Annotated in this window: 15 protein-coding genes; 5 read left to right on the top strand and 10 right to left on the bottom strand. The window is 64.3% G+C overall.

The window, feature by feature from the left end; all coding sequences use genetic code 11:
- Nucleotides 1-72: 72 nt before the first annotated feature.
- The 5 genes from ABEI27_RS10500 to ABEI27_RS10480 all read right to left on the bottom strand — a co-directional run bounded on the left by ABEI27_RS10500 (nt 73) and on the right by ABEI27_RS10480 (nt 5,985).
- Nucleotides 73-894 (bottom strand): universal stress protein, encoded by an 822-nt coding sequence (locus ABEI27_RS10500; protein WP_375799357.1) that lies wholly within the window; start codon nt 892-894, stop codon nt 73-75.
- 84 nt (nt 895-978) lie between these two features.
- On the bottom strand, nt 979-2,226 hold the full coding sequence (gene glyA / locus ABEI27_RS10495) for a serine hydroxymethyltransferase (RefSeq protein WP_375799356.1): 1,248 nt from the start codon (nt 2,224-2,226) through the stop codon (nt 979-981).
- Nucleotides 2,227-2,401: 175 nt separating this feature from the next.
- Entirely contained in the window at nt 2,402-3,259 is an 858-nt protein-coding gene (locus ABEI27_RS10490) for a methylenetetrahydrofolate reductase (protein WP_375799355.1), read from the bottom strand.
- A 147-nt stretch (nt 3,260-3,406) separates the two neighbouring features.
- On the bottom strand, nt 3,407-4,870 hold the full coding sequence (locus ABEI27_RS10485) for a hypothetical protein (RefSeq protein WP_375799354.1): 1,464 nt from the start codon (nt 4,868-4,870) through the stop codon (nt 3,407-3,409).
- Nucleotides 4,871-5,013: 143 nt separating this feature from the next.
- Complete coding sequence (locus ABEI27_RS10480) at nt 5,014-5,985, bottom strand: succinylglutamate desuccinylase/aspartoacylase family protein (RefSeq protein WP_375799353.1); 972 nt, start codon at nt 5,983-5,985, stop codon at nt 5,014-5,016.
- A gap of 285 nt (nt 5,986-6,270) precedes the next feature.
- Here ABEI27_RS10480 and ABEI27_RS10475 point away from each other — a divergent pair, with 285 nt between their 5' ends.
- From ABEI27_RS10475 to ABEI27_RS10455, 5 genes are all read left to right on the top strand, one after another.
- A complete protein-coding gene (locus ABEI27_RS10475) occupies nt 6,271-7,008 on the top strand; it encodes a creatininase family protein (protein WP_375799352.1) in 738 nt (245 codons plus the stop codon).
- A 137-nt stretch (nt 7,009-7,145) separates the two neighbouring features.
- The gene (locus ABEI27_RS10470) at nt 7,146-9,734 is read left to right on the top strand and encodes an FAD-dependent oxidoreductase (protein ID WP_375799351.1); all 2,589 of its coding nucleotides are present in this window, start codon (nt 7,146-7,148) and stop codon (nt 9,732-9,734) included.
- A 205-nt stretch (nt 9,735-9,939) separates the two neighbouring features.
- Nucleotides 9,940-12,489, top strand: a complete 2,550-nt coding sequence (locus tag ABEI27_RS10465) for an FAD-dependent oxidoreductase (RefSeq protein ID WP_375799350.1) — start codon at nt 9,940-9,942, stop codon at nt 12,487-12,489.
- A gap of 64 nt (nt 12,490-12,553) precedes the next feature.
- Nucleotides 12,554-13,822 carry a threonine ammonia-lyase gene (ilvA, locus tag ABEI27_RS10460; RefSeq protein ID WP_375799349.1) on the top strand — a complete coding sequence of 423 codons (1,269 nt, stop codon included), beginning with the start codon at nt 12,554-12,556 and terminating at the stop codon, nt 13,820-13,822.
- 109 nt (nt 13,823-13,931) lie between these two features.
- Nucleotides 13,932-14,483 carry a rubrerythrin-like domain-containing protein gene (locus ABEI27_RS10455; protein ID WP_375799348.1) on the top strand — a complete coding sequence of 184 codons (552 nt, stop codon included), beginning with the start codon at nt 13,932-13,934 and terminating at the stop codon, nt 14,481-14,483.
- 215 nt (nt 14,484-14,698) lie between these two features.
- Here ABEI27_RS10455 and ABEI27_RS10450 read toward each other — a convergent pair whose 3' ends face one another.
- From ABEI27_RS10450 to ABEI27_RS10430, 5 genes are all read right to left on the bottom strand, one after another.
- A complete protein-coding gene (locus ABEI27_RS10450; RefSeq protein WP_375799347.1) occupies nt 14,699-15,526 on the bottom strand; it encodes a bacteriorhodopsin in 828 nt (275 codons plus the stop codon).
- 145 nt (nt 15,527-15,671) lie between these two features.
- Entirely contained in the window at nt 15,672-16,640 is a 969-nt protein-coding gene (locus tag ABEI27_RS10445; protein ID WP_375799346.1) for an electron transfer flavoprotein subunit alpha/FixB family protein, read from the bottom strand.
- A gap of 2 nt (nt 16,641-16,642) precedes the next feature.
- Nucleotides 16,643-17,398, bottom strand: a complete 756-nt coding sequence (locus ABEI27_RS10440; protein WP_375799345.1) for an electron transfer flavoprotein subunit beta/FixA family protein — start codon at nt 17,396-17,398, stop codon at nt 16,643-16,645.
- Nucleotides 17,399-17,494: 96 nt separating this feature from the next.
- On the bottom strand, nt 17,495-20,029 hold the full coding sequence (locus ABEI27_RS10435; protein WP_375799344.1) for an FAD-dependent oxidoreductase: 2,535 nt from the start codon (nt 20,027-20,029) through the stop codon (nt 17,495-17,497).
- Nucleotides 20,030-20,225: 196 nt separating this feature from the next.
- Complete coding sequence (locus tag ABEI27_RS10430) at nt 20,226-20,360, bottom strand: hypothetical protein (protein WP_375799343.1); 135 nt, start codon at nt 20,358-20,360, stop codon at nt 20,226-20,228.
- Nucleotides 20,361-20,497 lie beyond the last annotated feature (137 nt).

Below are 20,497 nucleotides of genomic sequence, written 5' to 3'. Positions count from 1 at the left end.
TCTCGACTCGTGGTCGTCTCTGCCCGCGAACGGTGTGGACGCAACCGACGACGCCGGGAGTGTAACGGTGCACTACCCAGTGAGCGTGACCGGCCGATCGGCCGAGAGCATCACGTCCCGAACGGTGCTTCCGAGCAGCACCTGCTGCACGCCCGAGCGCTTGCGGCCGCCCATCACAATCCCGGTCGCACTCCGCGATTCCGCCTCGTCGACGATCGACTCTGTGACACCGCCACCCACCGCGACGCGTTCGGTGTCGATGCCGTGCGCTTCGAGTGCGTCGGCGGCCTCGACAGCGGCGTCGATGTCGCCGAACTCGTGATCCGGCGCGCCCCTGTAATCCTGCCCGGGGAACACGTAGAGAACAGTCGCCTCTACGTCGTCTGGGGCGGCCGGGAGACTCGTGACGTAGTTCACCTGGTGCTGGACCCGGTCAGCGTTCGCGTCTACCGGGAGCAGCAACTGTCGTGTCCCCCGGTGGAACGACATCTCTGTCCCGGTCATCGTCACCGGCCGGTCGGTCGAGACGAACACGTCGTTGACGACGCTCCCGATGAGCAACCGTGCGACGCCCGAGCGCTTGCGACCGCCCATCACTAGTTCGTCGGCAGCGATGTCGTCGGCGACGTCGATGATCTCTCTCGCGATCGTTTTCCCGCCCTCCACTCGCCGCTCGACGGCGACATCGTTCGTCTCCAGGTACTCCGCGGCCCCGACCACGGAGTCTATGTCCGAGAAGTCGATGCCCTCGTCGGTCTGAAGCGAGTCGGGCGGGACGACGTACAGCACCGTTACTTCGGCTTCCGAAGCCGATTCAGTCAGCGCTAACGCGTGGTCTGCTTGCGCGAGCGCCCGCTTTTCGTCCGCGTCGACTGGCACGAGAACTCGGAACATAGTCCACTACAAACGATAACATCAGATATAGTAAAATGATCGTCGAATCCCAGAAACCTGTAATCGCGGGCGCCGAGATCCTCGTTACTCGTAGAGGGTGTACTCGTCTGTCAGTTCGTCGACCCGCGTCGCGACCTCCGAGAGCGTCTCCTCGTCCTCCGGATCGTCGATGATGCGGGCGATGAGATCTGCGACCTCACGGCACGTCGATTCGGTGAATCCGCGAGTGGTCACGCCGGGCGTGCCGATGCGGATCCCGCTGGGATCGAATGCCGACCGCGTCTCGCCGGGCACCGTGTTCGCGTTCAGCACGACGCCAACGGATTCGAGCGCCGACTCGACGGTCTTGCCCGTCGTGTCCGGGTGCGACGGACGTAGGTCCACGAGCAGCAGGTGGTTGTCGGTGCCGCCCGAGACCAGCGTGAAACCGTGTTCCTGCAGGCGGTCGGCCATCGCCTGTGCGTTCGCGACCGTCTGTTCGGAGTACGCTTGGAAGTCGTCGGTGAGCGCCTCACCGAATCCGACGGCTTTGCCGGCGATGCTGTGCATCGCGGGGCCGCCCTGTGCGCCGGGGAAGACCGCGTTGTCGATTGCGTCGGCGTACTCGTCGTCGCACATTATGATCCCGCCGCGTCCGGCGCGGATGGTCTTGTGTGTCGACCCCGTGACGAAGTCTACGACTCCGACCGGTGAGGCGTGGACGCCAGCGGCGACGAGTCCGGTGATGTGGGCGATGTCCGCGAGGTGGTAGGCGTCAACCGAGTCGGCGGCTTCCTGAATCCGCTTCCACTCGACTTCGCGTGGGTACGCGGAGTAGCCCGAGACGATAATGTCCGGATCGAACGACTCCGCCTTCTCGGCCAACCCTTCGTAGTCGATGTACCCCGTCTCCTCGTCGACTTCGTACTGCTCGACCTCGTAGGTCTTGCCGGCGAAGTTCGCGGGGTGGCCGTGCGAGAGGTGCCCGCCGTGCGTCAGATCCAGCGAGAGGATCTTGTCGCCCGGATCGAGCATCGCCAGATAGACCGCCATATTCGCCTGGGATCCCGAGTGCGGCTGGACGTTGACGTGGTCGGCACCCCACAGTTCTTTCGCTCGATCGATCGCCAACTGCTCGACGTCGTCGGCGTACTCACAGCCCGCGTAGTAGCGCTCGCCCGGGTAGCCTTCGGCGTAGTTGTTCGTGAGTTCAGAACTCTGCGCTTCCATCACGGCTTGCGAGACGTGATTCTCGCTGGCGATCATCGACAACGTATCGTTCTGTCTCTGACGCTCGCCTCTGAGCGCCTCGGCGACGTCCGGATCGACCGACGCGACAGTCTCATATGTCATACTTCACCCTCGGGGCTGGATGGGCAATAACTCTCTGTTTGGCACAATTTACCTGACTTTCGAAAGGCTGAGTAACTCGGCTCGTCGGTGTCGTAAGTATTCATTAGTGTGGGAGGTTCGTGTGATGGACGCGCCGTATCGGCACTGCATCGGCGTCGTCTCGGTTGGTGATCGGTTAGCTCTGCAGTTGGCTCTGTCGCCAGTTCTCGAGATCCGGGGTCTGATTGAACGTGTAGATGTGCACGCCGCGGATCCTGTACTCGTCGTCGTTCACGTACGGCGCGAGTCCTTCGATCAGGTCGTCGGGCCGGTAGCGTCCGCGCGAGCCGACCAGTTGCTTGACGAACCCGAAGATTCCAGTCGTCTTCCGCAGGAACTTCACCGAGTCGCCGACGCCGACCTTCTGTGAGATGCTCAGGAGGCGCTGATAGTTCATCACGCCCGGGATGCCGACCTCGACCGGGAGGTCCACGCCGCGGGCACGAATGTCTTCGATCCACTCCAGGATCGCGTCAGGATCGTAACACAACTGCGTCACGATGTAGGTCGCATACGGGGCCTTCTTTTCCATCGACGCCGCGAGTTCCTCCTCGTCGATGAAGTCGTGGCCCTCCGGGTAGCCCGTGATGCCGACTTCATCGAACTCGTACTCCAGATCGTCGAGCGCAACGAGGAGGTCGTAAGCGGACTCGAACTCGCCGGCCGGTTCTTCCCTGTCGCCGCCTGGAACGAAGATATCGGTGACGCCAGCCTCCCTGAGGCGTCGACAGATCTCTTCGAGTTGCTCTGGTCCCTCGATGTAGCGGGCCGCGATGTGCGGGACGACCTCGTAGCCATCGGCGGCAGCGTCCTCGGATCGCTCGATTGTGCGTTCGATACCGAGCTTCGGCGAGGTGGTGATCGCGATGCTCGCTCCATCCGGCAGTTCCTGGATCTCCTCATCGAAACTGTCGAATGGCATCAACTCGAACCGCGCCTCAGTCAAGAGGAACTCCACGCCGGACTCGGCGTCTCGTTGGGTACCTAGTGCCATACTATGTATACAGGGGCTGAACCCACTTTTGTCTATGGGCAATGATCCCGAACCTAGTCGCACGTACCGGAATGTAGTTACTATTGAGCGTCGCCCGCTGTGACTGATTCGACGCCGCACTTCCGAGAGTGAGCCGACGACCGAGCGCTACGCGCGCTCGATCGTACACTGCCTGATCCGCCCGGTCACAGTCTCGACGGTGCAGCGCTCCGTTGACGCGTTCGAGACGCGACACAACACGAGGTCGAGGACGTTGAGTTGCCGCAGGAGACGGCGCGTCCGGTCGTGATCCAGGCCGAGTTCTCGCCCGACTTCGTGAACGGTGCGTGAATCGACGATGGCTTCAATCACGTCGGGCAACGTGAGCGTCTCCGGCAGGCCGATGCCGTCGGCGATCAACTGTTCGTCCGGAAGCGTCTCCGGGGTCAGCAGATTCTCCGAGTCCTCCAGCGTGGCCCGGGAGTCGTCGCCGTCCGCGTGGGAGTCTGGCGAGTCTTCGGATCCGGAGGGGGATTTCGTTTCAGCCTGTGGCGCGCGCTCTGATACTGTTTCTGCCGGGGACTCTGACGTTGCCGTTGCAGCGGTCGTCTCTGGCGCTGTGTCGTTCGCGTCCGACTTCATCGTCGTGCCCGCCACGTCGGTCTCCTCCTCGTCGTCGTCCGACGATTCCGAGTCAGCGGTGGCTTCGACGCTCTCAGACGACGGTTCCTTTTCGACATCCTCGCTGTCGGCCCGGGACATCCCGGCCTCGTCGAGCGTGTAGGACCTCGGCGAGTGGACTCCCGCATCGATCATATATCGCCGCACCGTCTCCGCGGAGACGTCCATCTCGATCCGTTCGCTCATCTCGTCAAACGTCTCGCAGGTCTCGTACAGTCGCCGGAGATACGCGGTGTCCTCGTAGGGCGGAATCGACTCGTCGCGAACTGCCGTCGCCTCGTCGCCCGCCGCGTCCGAAGAGTCCGACTCTCGGGTCGATTGGTCCGACCGCAGCTCCCCGCGACCGTCCGTGAGACTCTGCCTGGGTTCGTCGGGAGAAACGGTCTCCTCGTACTCTTTGGGCCGGTCGTTACTCTCGACTGACGCCGAGATCCCGTCAGCGGAGTCCGAGGACTGCAGCGACAGGGAGTCCTGTGCTGTAGATTCTGACGCGCCCGACGGCGTCGGTGCGGCCGCTTCGGTTCGCTCGGCGCCCCAACTTCGCGGTTCGCCGGAGCGACCGTCTGCTGGGGCGCAGCCTCGCCCTTCCTCCGAGCGACTCTCCGTCGGGGCGCAGATCACGACTTCGAGCGTCGCCTCCACTGTCGCTCCGTCCAGTGTCGCCTCGACGGGGCTGACGGCGAGATCCGCGTCGGTACCGCACGTCTCGGCACTCGGTCGAACTCCGGAGAGCCGGAGGTCGAACTGCAAGCCGTCGTCTGTGGCGTCCGACGGTTCGAGCGTGACGCAGTCGTCGCCGTCCAGTGGAACGTCGATCTCGACTGTGGCACGGAGTTCGCCGTCCTCCCCGTCTGCGGCCGCCTCAACCCGGTCGACGGACCGACCGTCAGCACCGAGCTGTTCGATGACGGACGCGAGCACGTCGAACGAGGAGTACGGCTGCTTCGCCATATCTGCGTGATACGACACACTGTGACTGGTTAACGATCAATGTGGAATGATGAGGGGATTCAAATACTCGACCGATCAGCGACCCCGGTTCGAGTCGTTCTCCCCGGTGAGAATTACCCGCTCTCGGCCTGTCCGCGAGATGGCTACGCGACGCTGGCGATGCTCGCGAGGCGCTCGCCGGTGACGACGACGCGGCCACGAGCCACAGAGAAGATGATCCCCTCTCCGGTCGCTTCGATGGTCTCGAGCCGCTCGAACGTAGCGGGGTCGTACACCGCACCGACCTCCTCGCCGCTCGCCACCATCGCCCCGATCGCGAGGTCGTCGCGGAGTTCGAAGAGCCCGGACGTCTGTGCGACGACGCGTGGGACGTCGTCGCGGAGCAACCGCTGCTCGGGGCTCGGCTCGGGTGCCGCTTCGAGCACGTCGCACTCGCGAAGCACGTTCCAGACGCCGTCGGCACCGGACTGGGCCGCCTCGCGGCTCACCGTCCGGCTATTGTACAGTTCGGCGGTGATCGCTGGGACGCCCGCCCGCGCCGCCGCCAGCCGGAACTTCCCGGAAAACTCCTCGGCGTCGCCGTCGCTCTCGGGGTCGATCGGATCCTCGTTGACGAGCACGTCGTCGGTTCCGAACGCTGAGGCGAGCGCGCGTGCCTCGAAGTCCGACTCTCTGAACCGGACGTGTTCCAGCATCTCAGGCATCCCCGTATGGAGGTCGATGGCGGCGTCTGCGTCCTCGACGAGCGGCCAGACGTTCGCGACCAGCCGCTCTTGGAGACTTCCGTCATCGTCGCCCGGCCAGATGCGGTTGAAGTTCGCGTTGAAGGCGTCGAGGGCCTCCGGCGTCAGATACGAGCGGTGATCGAACGCGATCGGATTCACGACCGGCACGACGACGACGGTACCGGCGATTTCGGCGTCGACGAGTCGCCGGTGCAGGCGTCGCAGCGCCGCCGGGCCGTTGAGTTCGATCCCGTGTTGGGCCGCTTGCACGAAGATCGTCGGCCCGGGGCCGCCCTCGTAGCGGTGAACGGTCACGGAGACGTCGCGACCGGAGGGGAAGCGCCCGAGGTGGCGGCTGGCGGTGGTGTGACTCGCGGAGGCGTGCTCCATACCTGGAGGGGGTGTCGGCGAGACAAAAATCCCGGGCATCGGGTCGTCGGCCCGAGGGCTGGCTCCCGGGTTGCCGGTCGCCGAAGCAGCGACGCGTCGACCGGTAGGGCCGTGGATGAGGCGGACAGTCGGCACGCGTCGTCGAACCCGCATCGGCGTGCCGAGCAAGCGCGGCCCGACGCGGGGTGGGTCTCACTGCACGGCGACCCTGGCCCCGTCTTCGGATATAAACCCTCACTCCGGTCGGTCCGTACGTTTATCAGTTCCCTGAGCCACGCATCCGGTATGCACCTCGAAGAGACCACGTGGACCGACGCCGAGGCCGCAGAGACGCATCTCGCCCTCCTGCCGGTCGGCAGCACCGAACAGCACGGCCCGCACGCGCCGCTCGGAACCGACACACTGGACGCGGAGGCCGTCGCCGAGGCCGCCGCCGGGCAGTACGCGGATCCGGTCGTCGTCGCGCCCGCCATCCCCGTGGGCATCGCCGAGGAACACCGCCAGTTCGCGGGAACGCTCTGGACGAGCGAGGACACGTTCCGCTCGTACGTCCGCGACGTAGTCGGCAGTCTCGCCTCTCACGGGTGGGATCGGGTGGCCGTCGTCAACGGCCACGGCGGAAACATCGCCGCGCTCCGGGAGGTGACGGCGCGGATTGTCCGCCACGACGACGCCTTCGCGATCCCGTTCACCTGGTTCGACGAAGTCGGCGACCACAGCGCCGAGATGGGCCACGCCGGCCCGCTCGAAACCTCGATGCTTCGCCACGCGGCTCCCGAGACGGTTCACGAGGACCGACTGGGAGCCGCCGCCGCGGACGGAAGCGACGGCTGGGGCGAGTGGCAAGGACGAGTCAACCTCGCGGTCGACTCTCACGAATTCACCGACAACGGCGTCGTCGGCGACCCCAGCGAGTCCAGCGCGGACCTGGGCGAGGAACTGCTCGATCGCTCGGCGACCGCGCTGTGTGACCTTCTCGATGCGATCCGCGACCGCGATCCGGGACCTCGCGCGACGGAGTGATCCGCCGGGGTAATCCACGAAATATTAGAAAATTGATTATTCGAGGCCGCACGTCCTGATTTATTTCGTCAATGGGGTCGCTCACCGTCTTGCCGCGACACGTATTTTGTCGTCCACGCCAAGAGGCGATATAACCTATGGATGCAACTGAAGACTTACCGGAGCAAGCGGGAACTGTCATCGTCGGCGCTGGCATCGTCGGCTGTAACCTCGCGTACCAGTTGACGCAACTGGGGCGTGAGGACGTCGTCGTCGTGGACCAGGGGCCGATGCCCACGACTGGCGGGTCCTCGACGCACGCACCGGGGATTATGTTCCAGACCGCGGAATCGAAGGAACTCTCGCAGTTCGCCGATTACAGCCGTCGCGTTTACTCGGATCTCGAAGGGGCCGACGGCCAGCAGGCCTACAACGAAGTCGGCGGCATCGAAGTCGCGCGGTCCGAAGAGCGGATGGACTTCCTTCAACGGCGCGTCGAGCACGCTGAAGCGTGGGGTATCGATGACCCACAGTTGCTCTCGCCCGAAGAAGTCACCGAGCATCTGCCGCTGGTTGACGACGAGCAGATCCTCGGCGGGTACTACTCGCCGTCCGACGGACAGGTCTCTGGCGTCGTCGCCTGCGACGCCCTCGCCCGGGAAGCAATCGACCGCGGCGCGACGTTCGTGCCGCACACGCGCACGGAAGACGTCGAGACCACCGGTGGCGCGGTCCAGAGCGTCGTCACGGAGCGCGGGGAGATCGAGTGCGACGAAGTCGTGGTCGCCACGAACATCTGGGCGCGGCAGTTGGGCGAGAAACTCGGTGTTCACCTCCCGGTCGCACCGGTCGAGCACCAGTACACGATGACCGAGTCGCTCCCGGAACTCGCAGAGAGCGCGGTCGACGTCACCGACCACCCCCTCTTCGAGAACTACGAGAACGTCTCCGGCGAGAAGGCAACGCGACTGCTCGTGGGCCCGGACCGACCGATCCTCCGGGACCAAGACAACGCGATGTACTTCCGCACCCACGGCGATTCTTACGGGATCGGTTCGTACAACCACGAGCCGATCGTCCCCGATCCGCAGGAACTCGGCGGCAACGACCCCGACGGCGAGCAGGGTTCCGTCCACGAGTTCACCGAGCAGCATATGAACACTGCGACGCACCCGGACCGGCCGGACAAGGCGCCGCGACAGGCCAGCGACGAACTCCTGCCCGCCACCGACGGCGCGAATCTGGACTTCAAGTACAACGGGATGTTCTCGGAGTCGCCGAACGGGTTGCCGATCCTCGGTCCCGTCGAGCAGTACGACGGCCTCTGGACCGCGACGGCAATCTGGGTTACACACGCAGGCGGGGCGATGCGCGCCCTCGCCCAGTGGATGGAGACCGGCGTCCCGCAACTCGACGGCGAGCCGATGGACCTGGCGCACTGCGACGTCAACCGCTTCGACGAACACGAGGGCAGTTGGGACTTCACCCGCGACATCGGCGCGGAGGAGTACCGCATCGTCTACAACGTGATGCACCCCAAGTGGGTCTGGACGGAGAACCAGCGGGACGTCCGCCGGACGCCGATGTATCACTCCCACAAGGAACTCGATGCCGAACTGTGGGCCGAAGCGGGCTGGGAAGAACCGCAGTGGTTCGAGTCCAACGCAGACCTCGTCGAGAAGTACGAGGATCAGATCCCCGACCGCGACGAGTGGACCGGCAAGTACTGGTCACCGATCGAGGGCGCGGAGGCGCTGAACGTCCGCGAGAACGTCGGCCTCCACGATATGACCTCGTTCAACAAGATCGAGGTCGTCGGGAGCGACGCCGGTGCGTTCGTCCAGCGGCTCTGTACGAACGATATGGACCTCGCGGTCGGCGACGTGAAGTACACGCTGATGTGTAACGACGCCGGCGGCGTCCGGGCCGACATTACGGTCACCCGCACCGACGAGGACCGCTACCTCCTCCTGACGACGGGCCGAGAGGTCGGAAACAACCACGTCGCCTGGGTTCGAGCGCACTCGCCCGACGACGTCGTCGTCAACGACGTGACCTCCAGTCTCGCCGCGATGGTGTGCACGGGCCCCAACGCTCGGAAGGTGCTCTCGGAGGTCACTGACGTCGACCTCTCCGACGAGGCCTTCCCGTTCTTCAGCAGCCAGGAGTTCTTCGTGAAGAACATTCCTGTCCGTGCGCTCCGCGTGTCCTACGCCGGCGAACTCGGCTGGGAACTGTACACGCCCTCGGAGTACGGCGAGCGCCTCTGGGAGTATCTCCTCGAAGCCGGCGAAGCGTACGGGCTGCGCCCGTACGGAAACGGCGCGCTCAACGCGCTCCGCATCGAGAAGGGCTTCCGGCTGTGGGGGCAGGATCTCCACACCGAGCACGACCCATACGAGGCGGGCCTCGGTTGGGCCGTCGACACCGACACCGACTTCATCGGCAAGGACGCCCTCTCGGACTCGGTGGCGGCGGTCGCCGACGGCGGCGAACCGAGCCAGGAAGTCGCCTGCCTGACGCTCGACGACGAGAGCGAGACGATCCTGCCACACCGCCCGGTGTTCGCGCCTGACGGCGGGGACGCACTCGGATACGTCCACAGCGCGGAGTACGGCTACACGGTGGGCGCGTGTGTCGCCTACACCTACCTCCCGCCCCAGCACGCCGAACCGGGGACCAAAGTGGAGATCCTGTACGAGGGCGAGCGGTACGCTGCGACCGTGCGTGAGGAACCGCTCACGTAACGAGCAGGGACCGCTGCTGCCCCGTCGTATCGCCAGACTGTCAGACTGTGGTTCGCGCACACGAGGGCGCGAGACTAGTTTTTGGCTGACCGACAAGAAGAGGCTATCTCCCGCTTTTGCTCCGGTAAACGCCTCTTTGTTGTCGGGAGGCGAACGGCCACCGTTGTCTTTATGCCCGTGACAGAGTCACCGAGAGACAGGAACAATGAGTGCAGACCTCCCATCACAGGCGGAAACCGTCGTCATTGGAGCCGGCGCGGTCGGCTGTAGCGTCGCGTATCATCTCAGCGAAGTTGGTGCCGAGGACGTCGTCGTCGTTGATCAGGGCCCACTTCCCGTCACCGGCGGGTCGTCGGTTCACGCCCCGGGGATTATGTTTCAGACGTCGCCCTCGAAGATCCAGACCAAAGCGGCCTACTACACCAGCCGTCTTCTCTCGGACGCGGGCGTTTACGCCGAAGTGGGCGGGATCGAACTCGCCCGCAGCGAAGACCGGATGGACTTCCTCCGCCGCCGGGTCGAGTGGGCGGAGTCCTACGGCCTTCCGGAGCCGCAACTGCTCTCGCCGGAGGAAGTCACCGAGCATCTTCCCCTCGTCAACGAGGACGAGATCCTCGGCGGATATTACTCGCCGACCGACGGCCGTGTGGACGGCATCGCGGCCCTACAGTGGTACATCGCCAAGAGCGATGCCGCCGACTTCTACGGCAACGTCGAGGTGACCGACCTCGACGTCAGCGGCGGGTCTGTCGGCGCGGTCGAGACCGACCGCGGAACGATCGACTGCGACCGTTGCGTTATCGCAACTAACAACTGGGGCTACCAGACGGCGCAGATGGCCGATCTCGACCTCCCGATTGCGCCGGTCGAGCACCAGTACGTCGTCACCGAAGCCCTCGAAGAACTCGCGGGAGCCGACTCCAACGTCGGCAACAACACTGAGGGGCTGGAGGTTCCGGGGAACAGCGACATCCAGGAGTATATGAGCGAGGGACCGCACCGACCGGTCGGCCGCGACCAGGACAACTCGCTGTACTTCCGGACCCACGGGGACTCGATCGGGCTCGGATCGTACAACCACGAGACCCTCTCGGTCGACCCCGACGCGATGGGCAAAAACACCGAGGACAGCCAGGCGTCAGTTCACAGTTTCACTAGCGAACACTGGGAGAAAGCCACCCACCCGGACCGCGAGAAGTCCCCGAAGCAGGCGTTCGACGAACTGCTGCCCGCCACGAAAGATGTCGAGTACGAGGCGACCGAGAACGGCATCTTCGTGTTCACTCCCGACGGGATGCCCGCCATCGGGCCGACCCACGTCGACGGCCTCTGGAGCGCGCTCGCCATCTGGTGGACGCACTCCGGCGGCTATGGGAAGATCCTCGCCGAGTGGATGGAGAACGGCGTGCCGCGGCTCCCGTCCGGGCCGGTCGACACCGGCGGCGTCCACGTCCGCCGGTTCAGTCCTCACGCGGGCGAGAAGGACTACTTCGTCGACAAGGGTGCGACGCGCTACCGCCAGGTCTACAGCATCGTCGAACCGCGGTGGCAGCCTGACACGCACCGCGGTCTCCGGACGAGTCCGTTCTACCACCAGCAGAAGGAACTGGGCGCGGAGTTCTACCAGTCCGGCGGCTGGGAGTCCGCGCAGTGGTACGACTCGAACGCCGACCTCGTCGAGGAGTACGAGGCTCAGATCCCCGACCAGGACGGCTGGCAGTCGATCAACCGCTCGGAGATCGAGGCCGCCGAGCATCTTCACACCCGCGACGCGGTCTCGATGTTCGATATGACCTCGTTTAGTTCGATTATGATCGAGGGCGCAGACGCCGGCAACTTCCTCCAGCGGATGTGCAGCAACGACATCGACATCGACGTCGGTGACGTGCGCTACTCCCTCCTGCTGAACGAGGGCGGCGGCATTCTCGCCGACGTGACCGTCGTCAGACTCGACGAGGAGGAGTATATGGTCACCACCGGTGGCGGCAACTCGCCCGGCATCCACGGCGGTTGGCTCGAGGATCACGCCCCCGAGACTGTCTCCGTGACCGTTGAAGAGGGTGCAAAGAGCACCATCGGCCTGTGGGGGCCGAAATCCCGACTCCTGCTCCAGCGCTGTACCGACGTCGATCTCTCTAACGAGGCCTTCCCGTTCTTTAGTGCCAAGCAGATCTACGTCGGAGAGGTGCCCGTGATCGCACTCCGCGTCTCCTACGTCGGCGAACTGGGCTGGGAACTGTGGGCACCGTCCGAATACGGCCAGCGCCTCTGGAAGACGCTTCGGGAGGCCGGTAGGGACCTGGACGTTCGACCGATGGGCGGCGGCGCGCTGGAATCGATGCGCCTGGAGAAGGGCTACCGACTCTGGGGCACCGACATCGACACCGACTCCAACCCCTACGAGGCGGGCCTCGGTTTCGCGGTCGATCTCGACACCGACTTCGTCGGCAAGGACGCACTCGAAGCGGCGAAGGCCGAGGGCGTCGACACCGAGATCACGCCGATCACGCTTGACGACTCCACGGACATCCTCCTGTCGGGTCGCCCCGTTTTCGTCGACGGCGAACCGCAGGGGTACGTCCAGGCCGCCGACTTCGGCTACACGATCGGTGAATCGATCGCCTACACGTACCTCCCGTCTGAGTACACCGAGGCCGGAACGGACGTGCAGGTCCGATGTGAGGGCGAACTGTACGACGCGACCGTCCGGGACGAACCGCTGTTCGACCCCGGCCGCGAGAAGATCATCCGATAGCGAGACCGACCCCCACGATTCCCGTTCGATCACTGACCAACGGGCCGATCCACCCACCAGGACGATGACAGAATCTGAATCCACCGACCCCGACGCGGACGAACTGGCCGTGCAGTACGTTGACATCGAACGTGCACGCGAACGACTCGACGACGAGACCGTCGTCAAGCAGACGCCGGTCGAAGAGAGCACGTCGCTCGGCAAACTCGTCGACGCCGAGGTCCACCTGAAGATGGAGCATCTCCAGTGGACAGGGTCGTTCAAGACCCGTGGTGCCTACAACAAGATCAGTCAGGAGGTCCAAAACGGCGTCACCGACTTCGTCGCCGCCAGCGCCGGCAACCACGCGCAGGGCGTCGCGCTGGCTGCCACGAAGTGTGGCGCGAACTCGACGATCTATATGCCGACCGACGCGCCGCAGGCGAAAGTCGACGCCACGCGGAGCTACGGGGCGACCGTCGAACTGGTGGGCAAAGATTTTCAGGAGACGATGTCGCACGCGCAGGCCGCTGTTGAGGAGACCGACGCCGAATTCGTCCACGCCTACGACGACGCCGACATCATCGCGGGTCAGGGCACCTTAGGCACGGAGATGTACCACGACCTCCCGGACGCCGACACGGTGATCGTCCCTATCGGTGGCGGGGGACTGATCAGCGGAATCTCGACGGCGTTGAAACACCTCTCGCCGGGGACGCGCGTCGTGGGCGTTCAGGCGACTGGGGCAGAGACGGTCCACGAGAGCCTCGACAAAGGGATGCCAGTCACCCTCGACGAGGTCGATACCATCGCCGACGGTATCGCGACCGGGGGCATCTCAGAGAAAACGTTCCGCTGCATTCGGGCGAACGTCGACCAGGTTGTCACCGTTACCGATACTGAGATCGCCCGCGCGATCCTCCTGTTAATGAAGCGCGCGAAGCAGGTCGTCGAGGGCGCGGGTGCGGCCTCGGTGGCGGCGATGCTGAGCGACGATCTCGACGTGAGTGGCGAGACGGTGATGCCGCTGCTCTGCGGCGGGAACCTCGATATGGAACAACTTCAGACCGTGCTCGTCCACGCGCTGACCCAGCGGAAACAGCGGATCCGTCTCCGCGTCCGGATCGACGACCGGCCGGGCAAGATGGAGGAGATCTCCGGGATCATCGCCGATCAGGGAGCGAACATCCACAATGTTCGCCACGACCGGTCGGTCGCAGACCTGGAGGTCGGCGAGGCGTATCTGGTGTTCACCGTGATGACGAGCGGGGCAGAGCACGCCGCGGGCATCGTGAACGCGATCGAGGACGGCGGATACGAAGTCGAAGACGTGACGCGGGCCGCAGACGACTGATGGCTCTATCAACGCACCGGGAATGAGTCCGACCTGACGGGACTCGACGATCAAATTCGACGTTACTGTGCCCGTAGCGTTAATACTGTGCTCTCTGTTATCGTAGTGTATGGTCGATCTCGGCAGTGAGACACGAACGGCGATGTCCTCGGAGGTGACGACCGTAGACCCGGCGTGTACTGTACGCGAGGCTGCTGACACCCTGCGGTCGGAGGGGATCGGATCGGTGGTCGTCGAGGACCAACCGCCAGGGATCGTGACAAAGACCGATCTCGTCGAGGGGATCCGCCAGGGAGTCGACGTCGAGGAGACACCGATCAGCGAACTGATGACGACACGGCCCGTGGCTATCGACGGCACTGAGCCGATCCGAAAGGCCGTCGAGGCGATGAACGAGCACAGCGTCAAACGGCTTCCGGTGACGGCGGACGGACGTATCGACGGCATCATTACGACGACCGATCTCGTCGAGGCCCTCGCCGGAGAACTGGACCGTGAGGTCGAAACCGTCGTCGGGGTGTTCACCGAACTGTTCGGCACCCAGGAAGACAGTATCTACGAGTGTTACGGCTGCGGCAGTCGCCTCTCTGCGAACGATCATCCCGGATCCTGTCCCAACTGCGGCAACAAGGTCCGGAATATCAGCGTCACCCAGGAGTGACCCGTCCGGCGGGTCCGGACGGGAAGCGTCCGCTGAGACGTGTTGCCGCGTGGCTACTGCTCGGCGGCCTGACGGTCGCTCAGAGGTTGTCCAACCCGTCCAGTTATTCACCCGCAGCGCAGACTACGCCCTCACTATTGTCGATGCAGTGACAAAATATCACAGCGAGAGCGGATCTCGGCCGAATGGCCGCGGAGCGGCCGAACCTGCCTCGGTCAGTCGTCGCCGAGCGTCGAACTCATTCCACTGGTGGCGGAGACCACTCGCTCGTTGGCCGCCACCCACCGCAGGAGCAGGAACGAGAACACGTACTTCGCGAGGACATCGAGCGCCGAGTACCCCCACGAGGTGAGGCCCACCGACTGGACGACGGCGAGTCCCTCGACACCGATGGCCCAGATAATCGGGTAGCCGAGCCACAGCACGATCGTCAGTGCGCGCAGTGTACTGAAGATTTCGCCGGTCCCTGCGTTCTCGGCCGAGTCGGGCCACTCCGCCACGAGGGCGTAGAGGACCACGACGAAGAACGCACAACTGACCGCGTAGAACAGCCAACGGAACAGGTACGAGGAGGTGATCAGCGCGGCGGCGAGGCCGGTGACACACATCCCGATGTCGGCCGCGATGACGGTGAAGATGCTCCCGGTGTCGACGTCAGCCAACAATCCGAGTGCGAGGAGGATCATCGGCGTCGAGAGCGCCCACGTGAGATAGCGGCCCCACTGGCTCATCACTTCCTCACCAGCCAGGGCGTGACCCGCGGGCATCTCGATGAATCCGACGGTCAGTCCGGAGGCGAGTCCCAGGTAACTCGATATCGATACCAGCGGGATCAGGAGCGTCGCCGCCCAGATCAGGCGGGCGCGGCCCGCCGAAACGTTCCGACCCATATACACGAAGAGGAGGATCGACACTCCGGCGAGCGCGATGTTGATCCACAGCGACGAGTTCAACAGCACATCGTTTTGGATTTGTGTGAACGCGTCGCTCTGTGTCGCCTGCAAGAGCACGGTACTTAGGTCGATCGTACCAGGTAATGTCATAGTGCGCTCTACTGTACGTGTTCGAGGTACTAATAAGTAGGATAACGATCCGTCGATTATATCAACATACGACAGCGAATCAGCCAAAAGTTACTTTCGGGACCGATACGTAATCTGGTGGGAAACTGTACGGGGGGTTGCCCCGTTAACTGTGGCCGCGGTTCTCGAGTTCGTCGGTGACGGCCGGCAGAACCTCGTGGAGATCGGCCGTGACGGCCCAGTCGGCCTTCTGGATGATCGCCGCCTCGGGGTCGGTGTTGACCGCGAGGATGTTCTCGGCGCCCTTACAGCCGACCATATGCTGGACGGCACCGCTGATGCCACAGGCGATGTAGATCTCTGGGGCGATCTTGTTCCCCGTCTGACCGATCTGATCGTCGTGCGGCCGCCAGCCCTCGTTGACCGCAGCGCGTGAGGACCCGACGGCTGTGTTGGGGAGGTAGTCGGCGAACGCCTCGATCTCCGAGAAGTCGCCGTCGGTCCCGCGGCCGCCGGAGACGACGACCCGCGCTTCCGCGAGCGGAACGCCCTCGACGTCGGATTCTTCCACCTCCGTCAACTGGACGCGGAGGTCGCTGTCCTCGAGTTCGGGCGTGAACTCGCTGACGGCGGCCGGACCGTCGCCGGTCTCGCTCGCCGAAACCTCGTTGGGCGCGACCGTGAGCAGGTTGGTGTCGGCATCGAGGTCCGAATGCTCGATGAGCGTACCGCCCCAGCGCTGCCGCGTCAGTTCGTAGGTGTCGCCGACGTCGACCGCAGTAACCTCCGCGGCCATCGTCTCGCCGAGTTTCGCGCCGGCGTGAGCGAGGATTTCCGATCCGCGGTCCGTGCCGGGTGCCATAACCGCTTCCGTGCCAGTCTCCTTTGCGCACTGGATCACAGCCCGGGCGTACGCCTCGGGCGCGTAGTCGTCGAGGTCGACGTGGTCGACCACGTTGACGACCTCCGCGCCGTGGGCACCGACTTCGTCCGCGATGCCCCCAGCCTCGGGGCCGAAAGCGATGACTTCCAGCGCTTCGCCTGCGTCGGCCGCGACCTCGCGGGCCAGGGTGAGCGCTTCGAGCGAATTGTCGTCGACAGCACCGCTATCGTGTTCGACTAACGTGAGTACCAATGTTATAGCACCTCCAGTTCCTCAAGGACATCGACGACTTCGCCCGCCGCCTCGGGGCTGTCACCGAGAATCTCGGCGGGACTGTCGTCGGCTTCGGGGACTTCGAGTTCGATCAGTTCGAGACCCTCTTCGGTGGACGCCGGTTCGACCTGGTCGACGGAGGCTTTCCGGGCCTGCATCTTCGCTCGCATCGAGGGGTATCGCGGCTCGTTGAGGCCTTCCTTGACCGTTATCACGGCCGGAAGATCGACCTCATAAACTTCGGCCCCACCGGGGATCTCACGCTTCGCGACGACGGTGTCGCCGTCGACTTCGAGATCTTTGATCCCGGTGACACACGGCACGTCCAGTTGCTCTGCGACGCGCACGCCCACCTGGTGGTTGGCCGTGTCGGCGGACTCGTTCCCGAAGAGGAACAGGTCGAAGTCGGGCTTCTGCGATTCGACGGCGGTCGCGATGGCGGTGGCGGTCGCTTTCGGACCCCACTCGCCGCCGTCTGTCGGGAGCAGCAACCCGTCGTCGGCCCCCATCGCGATGGCCGAACGAAGTTGCTCGGTCGCGTCCTCCTCTCCGAGGGTGAGTGCGGTCATCGTGCCGCCGTGCTCTTCGACCAACTGCACGCCCTCCTCGACGGCGCACTCCTCGTGCGGGCTGAACGTGAACCCCAGCGAACTGGTGTCGATGTCCCGCTTATCATCGGTCAATACGATCTTTGCGCCCGTCTCGGGCACGCGCTTGATAGCTGTGAGTACTTCCATACGTGTGTGAATCCTGTGTCGCGTGATGGTTCGGACGGGCGACCGGTGGATCGGTTCGTCGCCCGCCGCGTGTCCGGATCCGCGTCCGGACGCCGTTCAGTAGTCGTTACGGAACAGGCGGTCGCCCTCGGGGTCGAAGACGCCGCCGTGTCCGACGACCTCGACCTCGACGGGGTAGTGCTGGCCGAAGTACTCGACCTGCAGTTCCTCGCCCTCGCTCGCGTACTCCTGTGGCAGGTACGAGAGCAGGAGGTGCTTGCCGACCGACGGGCCCGTCCCGGCGGAGGTGACGTACGAGCGCCGACCCTCGTCGTCGATCAGGACGTCGCCATTCTGGTCGAGGATCGGTTCCCCACCCGTCATGAACCGCGGTTCGCCGCCGTCCGGTGCGTGGTCCGTCACCGAAAGGGTACACAGCGTGGCCGCGTTCTCCGCTTCGATGGCTTCGGCGTACGCCTCCTTGCCGACGAAGTCGGCGTCCTTGACGCCGTGGAACGTCAGACCGGCCTCGGCGGGGTTGTAGTCGATTTCGAGTTCCGCACCCATCAGCCGGTAACTCTTCTCCATCCGACCGGTCTCACCGTAGACGCCGGTCCCGACCGGACGGATGTCGTACTCTTGCCCGGCCTCGTAGATGGTGTCCCAGAGCTTCTGACCCTGGTCCATCGAGACGTACAGTTCCCAGCCGTACTCGCCGACGTAGGAGATCCGGAAGGCCTGGACTCGCACCGGACCGATGGTGACCTCCTTCATCTCCGCGAAGTCGAAGGTGTCCGTCGACATCTCCTCTTCGGCGAGATCGTTCAGCAGTTCCTGGGCGTTGGGCCCCCAGACGCCGAGCGTGGACAGCTCCGAGGAACGACCGATAAGCTCGACGTCGCCATCGAGGTGGTTCTGGAACCACGTCTTGTCCTGGCCGGCGTGTGCGCCGCCGGTGATGACGCGGTAGTGATTCTTCCCGAGTCGGGCGACCGTGAGGTCTGACACGAAGCCGGCGTTCGGTGCCAGCACCGGCGTGTAGGCGGACTCGCCAACGTCGACGTTCATCTCCGCGACGCAGATCTGCTGCATATTCTCCATTGCGTCGTCGCCGACGATGTCGAAGATCCCGAAGCCGGTGTCGCCGATCATCCCGACGTTGTCGCGCATATGGAGGTGCTCGGCGAGGATGATGTCGGACCACCAGCGGCTGTCCCACTCGTTGGGGCGCTGCAGGTCTTCGATCTCGTCGCTGTACTTCTCCACGAGGTCCGCGTTCGATTCGTACCACCGCGGGCGCTCCCAGCCGCCGGCCTCGAAGAACTCCGCGTCGAGATCCTCCTGCCGGTTGTAGAACGCGCTCGTCCGCAGGGGACGGGTGGACTGCCACTGCTCGCGCGGGTGGACGATACCGTAGGTCTTCTCGAAGCCTTCGGCCCCGCGGGTCTTGACGAACGCTCTGGTCTCGCCGTACTCGTCGAAGCGGGCGACGTGGTCGTGGGCGACGATGTCGATGTCGGGGTGCCCCTTGGTCATCCACTTCGAGACCTCACGGGCGATCGCGGGCGCCTCTTTGATCCAGATAGCGGCGCACGACCACAGGCCGTCGACCTCCGGGATCGGACCCAGAAGCGGGTGGCCGTCAGGGGTGACAGAGAGGAGTCCGTCGATGGAGTGACGGATCCCGGCGTCCGGGTCGTCGAGCACGTCCGGGATGATTTCGAGCGCGTGCTCCATCGACTGCTCGAAGGCGTCCTCGGTCAGCGGCGGCTGGGTCGGCGAGAGCGGCGCCTCCTCGATGGAGGGCACGTCCTCGACGTCCCAGAGGATCGGCCGGTGCTCGTAGGAGCCGACCTCGATGTCGTTGCCATGCTGGCGCTCGTACATCTGGGTGTCCATATCGCGGACGACCGGATAGTTGATCTCGCCCTCACCGTCCTCGAAGCGCTCGATGGGGCCGACTGAGACCATCTGGTGGACTGCCGGCGACAGCGGGATGTCGACGCCGGCCATATCCGCAATCTTGGGGCTCCACAGCCCGGCGGCGATGATGACTTCGCCGGCCTGGACCGTGCCGGCGTCGGTTTCGACGGCCCGGATTTCGCCGCCTTCGACGTGGAGGTCGGTAACCTCGGTATTGGCGGCTGTGCTCAGCGCGTCTCTGTCCTCCGCCTGCTGCCGATAGAGTTCGCCGGCGCGGAGCGGATCACACGTGCCCGCGCCCGGACTGTAGAAGCCGCCCTTGATGATGTCGGTGTTGAGATAGGGGACGAGTTCCTCGACTTCCTCGGGCGTGAGGAGTTCGGCCTCCTCGCCGAAGGACTTCGCGGAGACGACGCGTCGCTTCAGCTCCTCCATCCGCGCTTCGGTCCGGGCGACCTCGATCCCGCCGGAGTTGGTGAAGGTGTCGAACTCGCGGTAGATGTCCCGGCTGTCGGAGGTCAGCTGGGTCATATCCTTGCTGTGGTCGACCGGGAAGATGAAGTTTGACGCGTGGCCGGTCGAACCGCCGGGATCCGACAGCGGTCCCTTGTCGATGAGCAGAATATCGTCTCGGCCGCGCTCGGCCAGTTCGCCCGCGAGGGAACTGCCGACGATTCCAGCGCCGATGATGACTGTGCCTGCGCTCTGTGGGAGTTCGTTCGTACTCATTTTGGTAGTCTATCTATGTTTAGCGGTCAGTTTAGTGCCTGTACCACCAGTACGGCCACCGAGGTTAGGTTGTGATCCCCATATTGCGTTCCTGATGCTGGATAGAAGATAATTGCACCAATCGTCAATTAAATACGCCCGGATTATTGAACCTCGTTTTATACACTACCGGTAGACGGTCCGCTCCGCCGCTGAATTACAGCAGCAAGAAGAGCAGAAACGGGACGACGAACAACAGGACGAACAGCCCCAGCAGTCCGAGCCCGTAACTGACCAGACTCGCGATCAGTGCGCTCCACGCCGGGTGATCGAATCGGGCAGGTACGTTCATACTTCATCTCTGGAACCAGCGTGACAAAATACTGGGCTCCTCCGGTCGTTTCCACAAAGTATAGGATTATCGGTATGTTGAGTTTTGGGCTCGTCGCTTAGACCCTGCCCTCGGCCTCCTCGGCGACGAGATGAGAA

It is taken from the genome of Halobellus sp. (assembly GCF_042218505.1).
In the GTDB taxonomy this organism is placed as follows: Archaea; Halobacteriota; Halobacteria; order Halobacteriales; family Haloferacaceae; genus Haloquadratum.
This window is presented reverse-complemented; position numbering and strand designations above follow the sequence as displayed.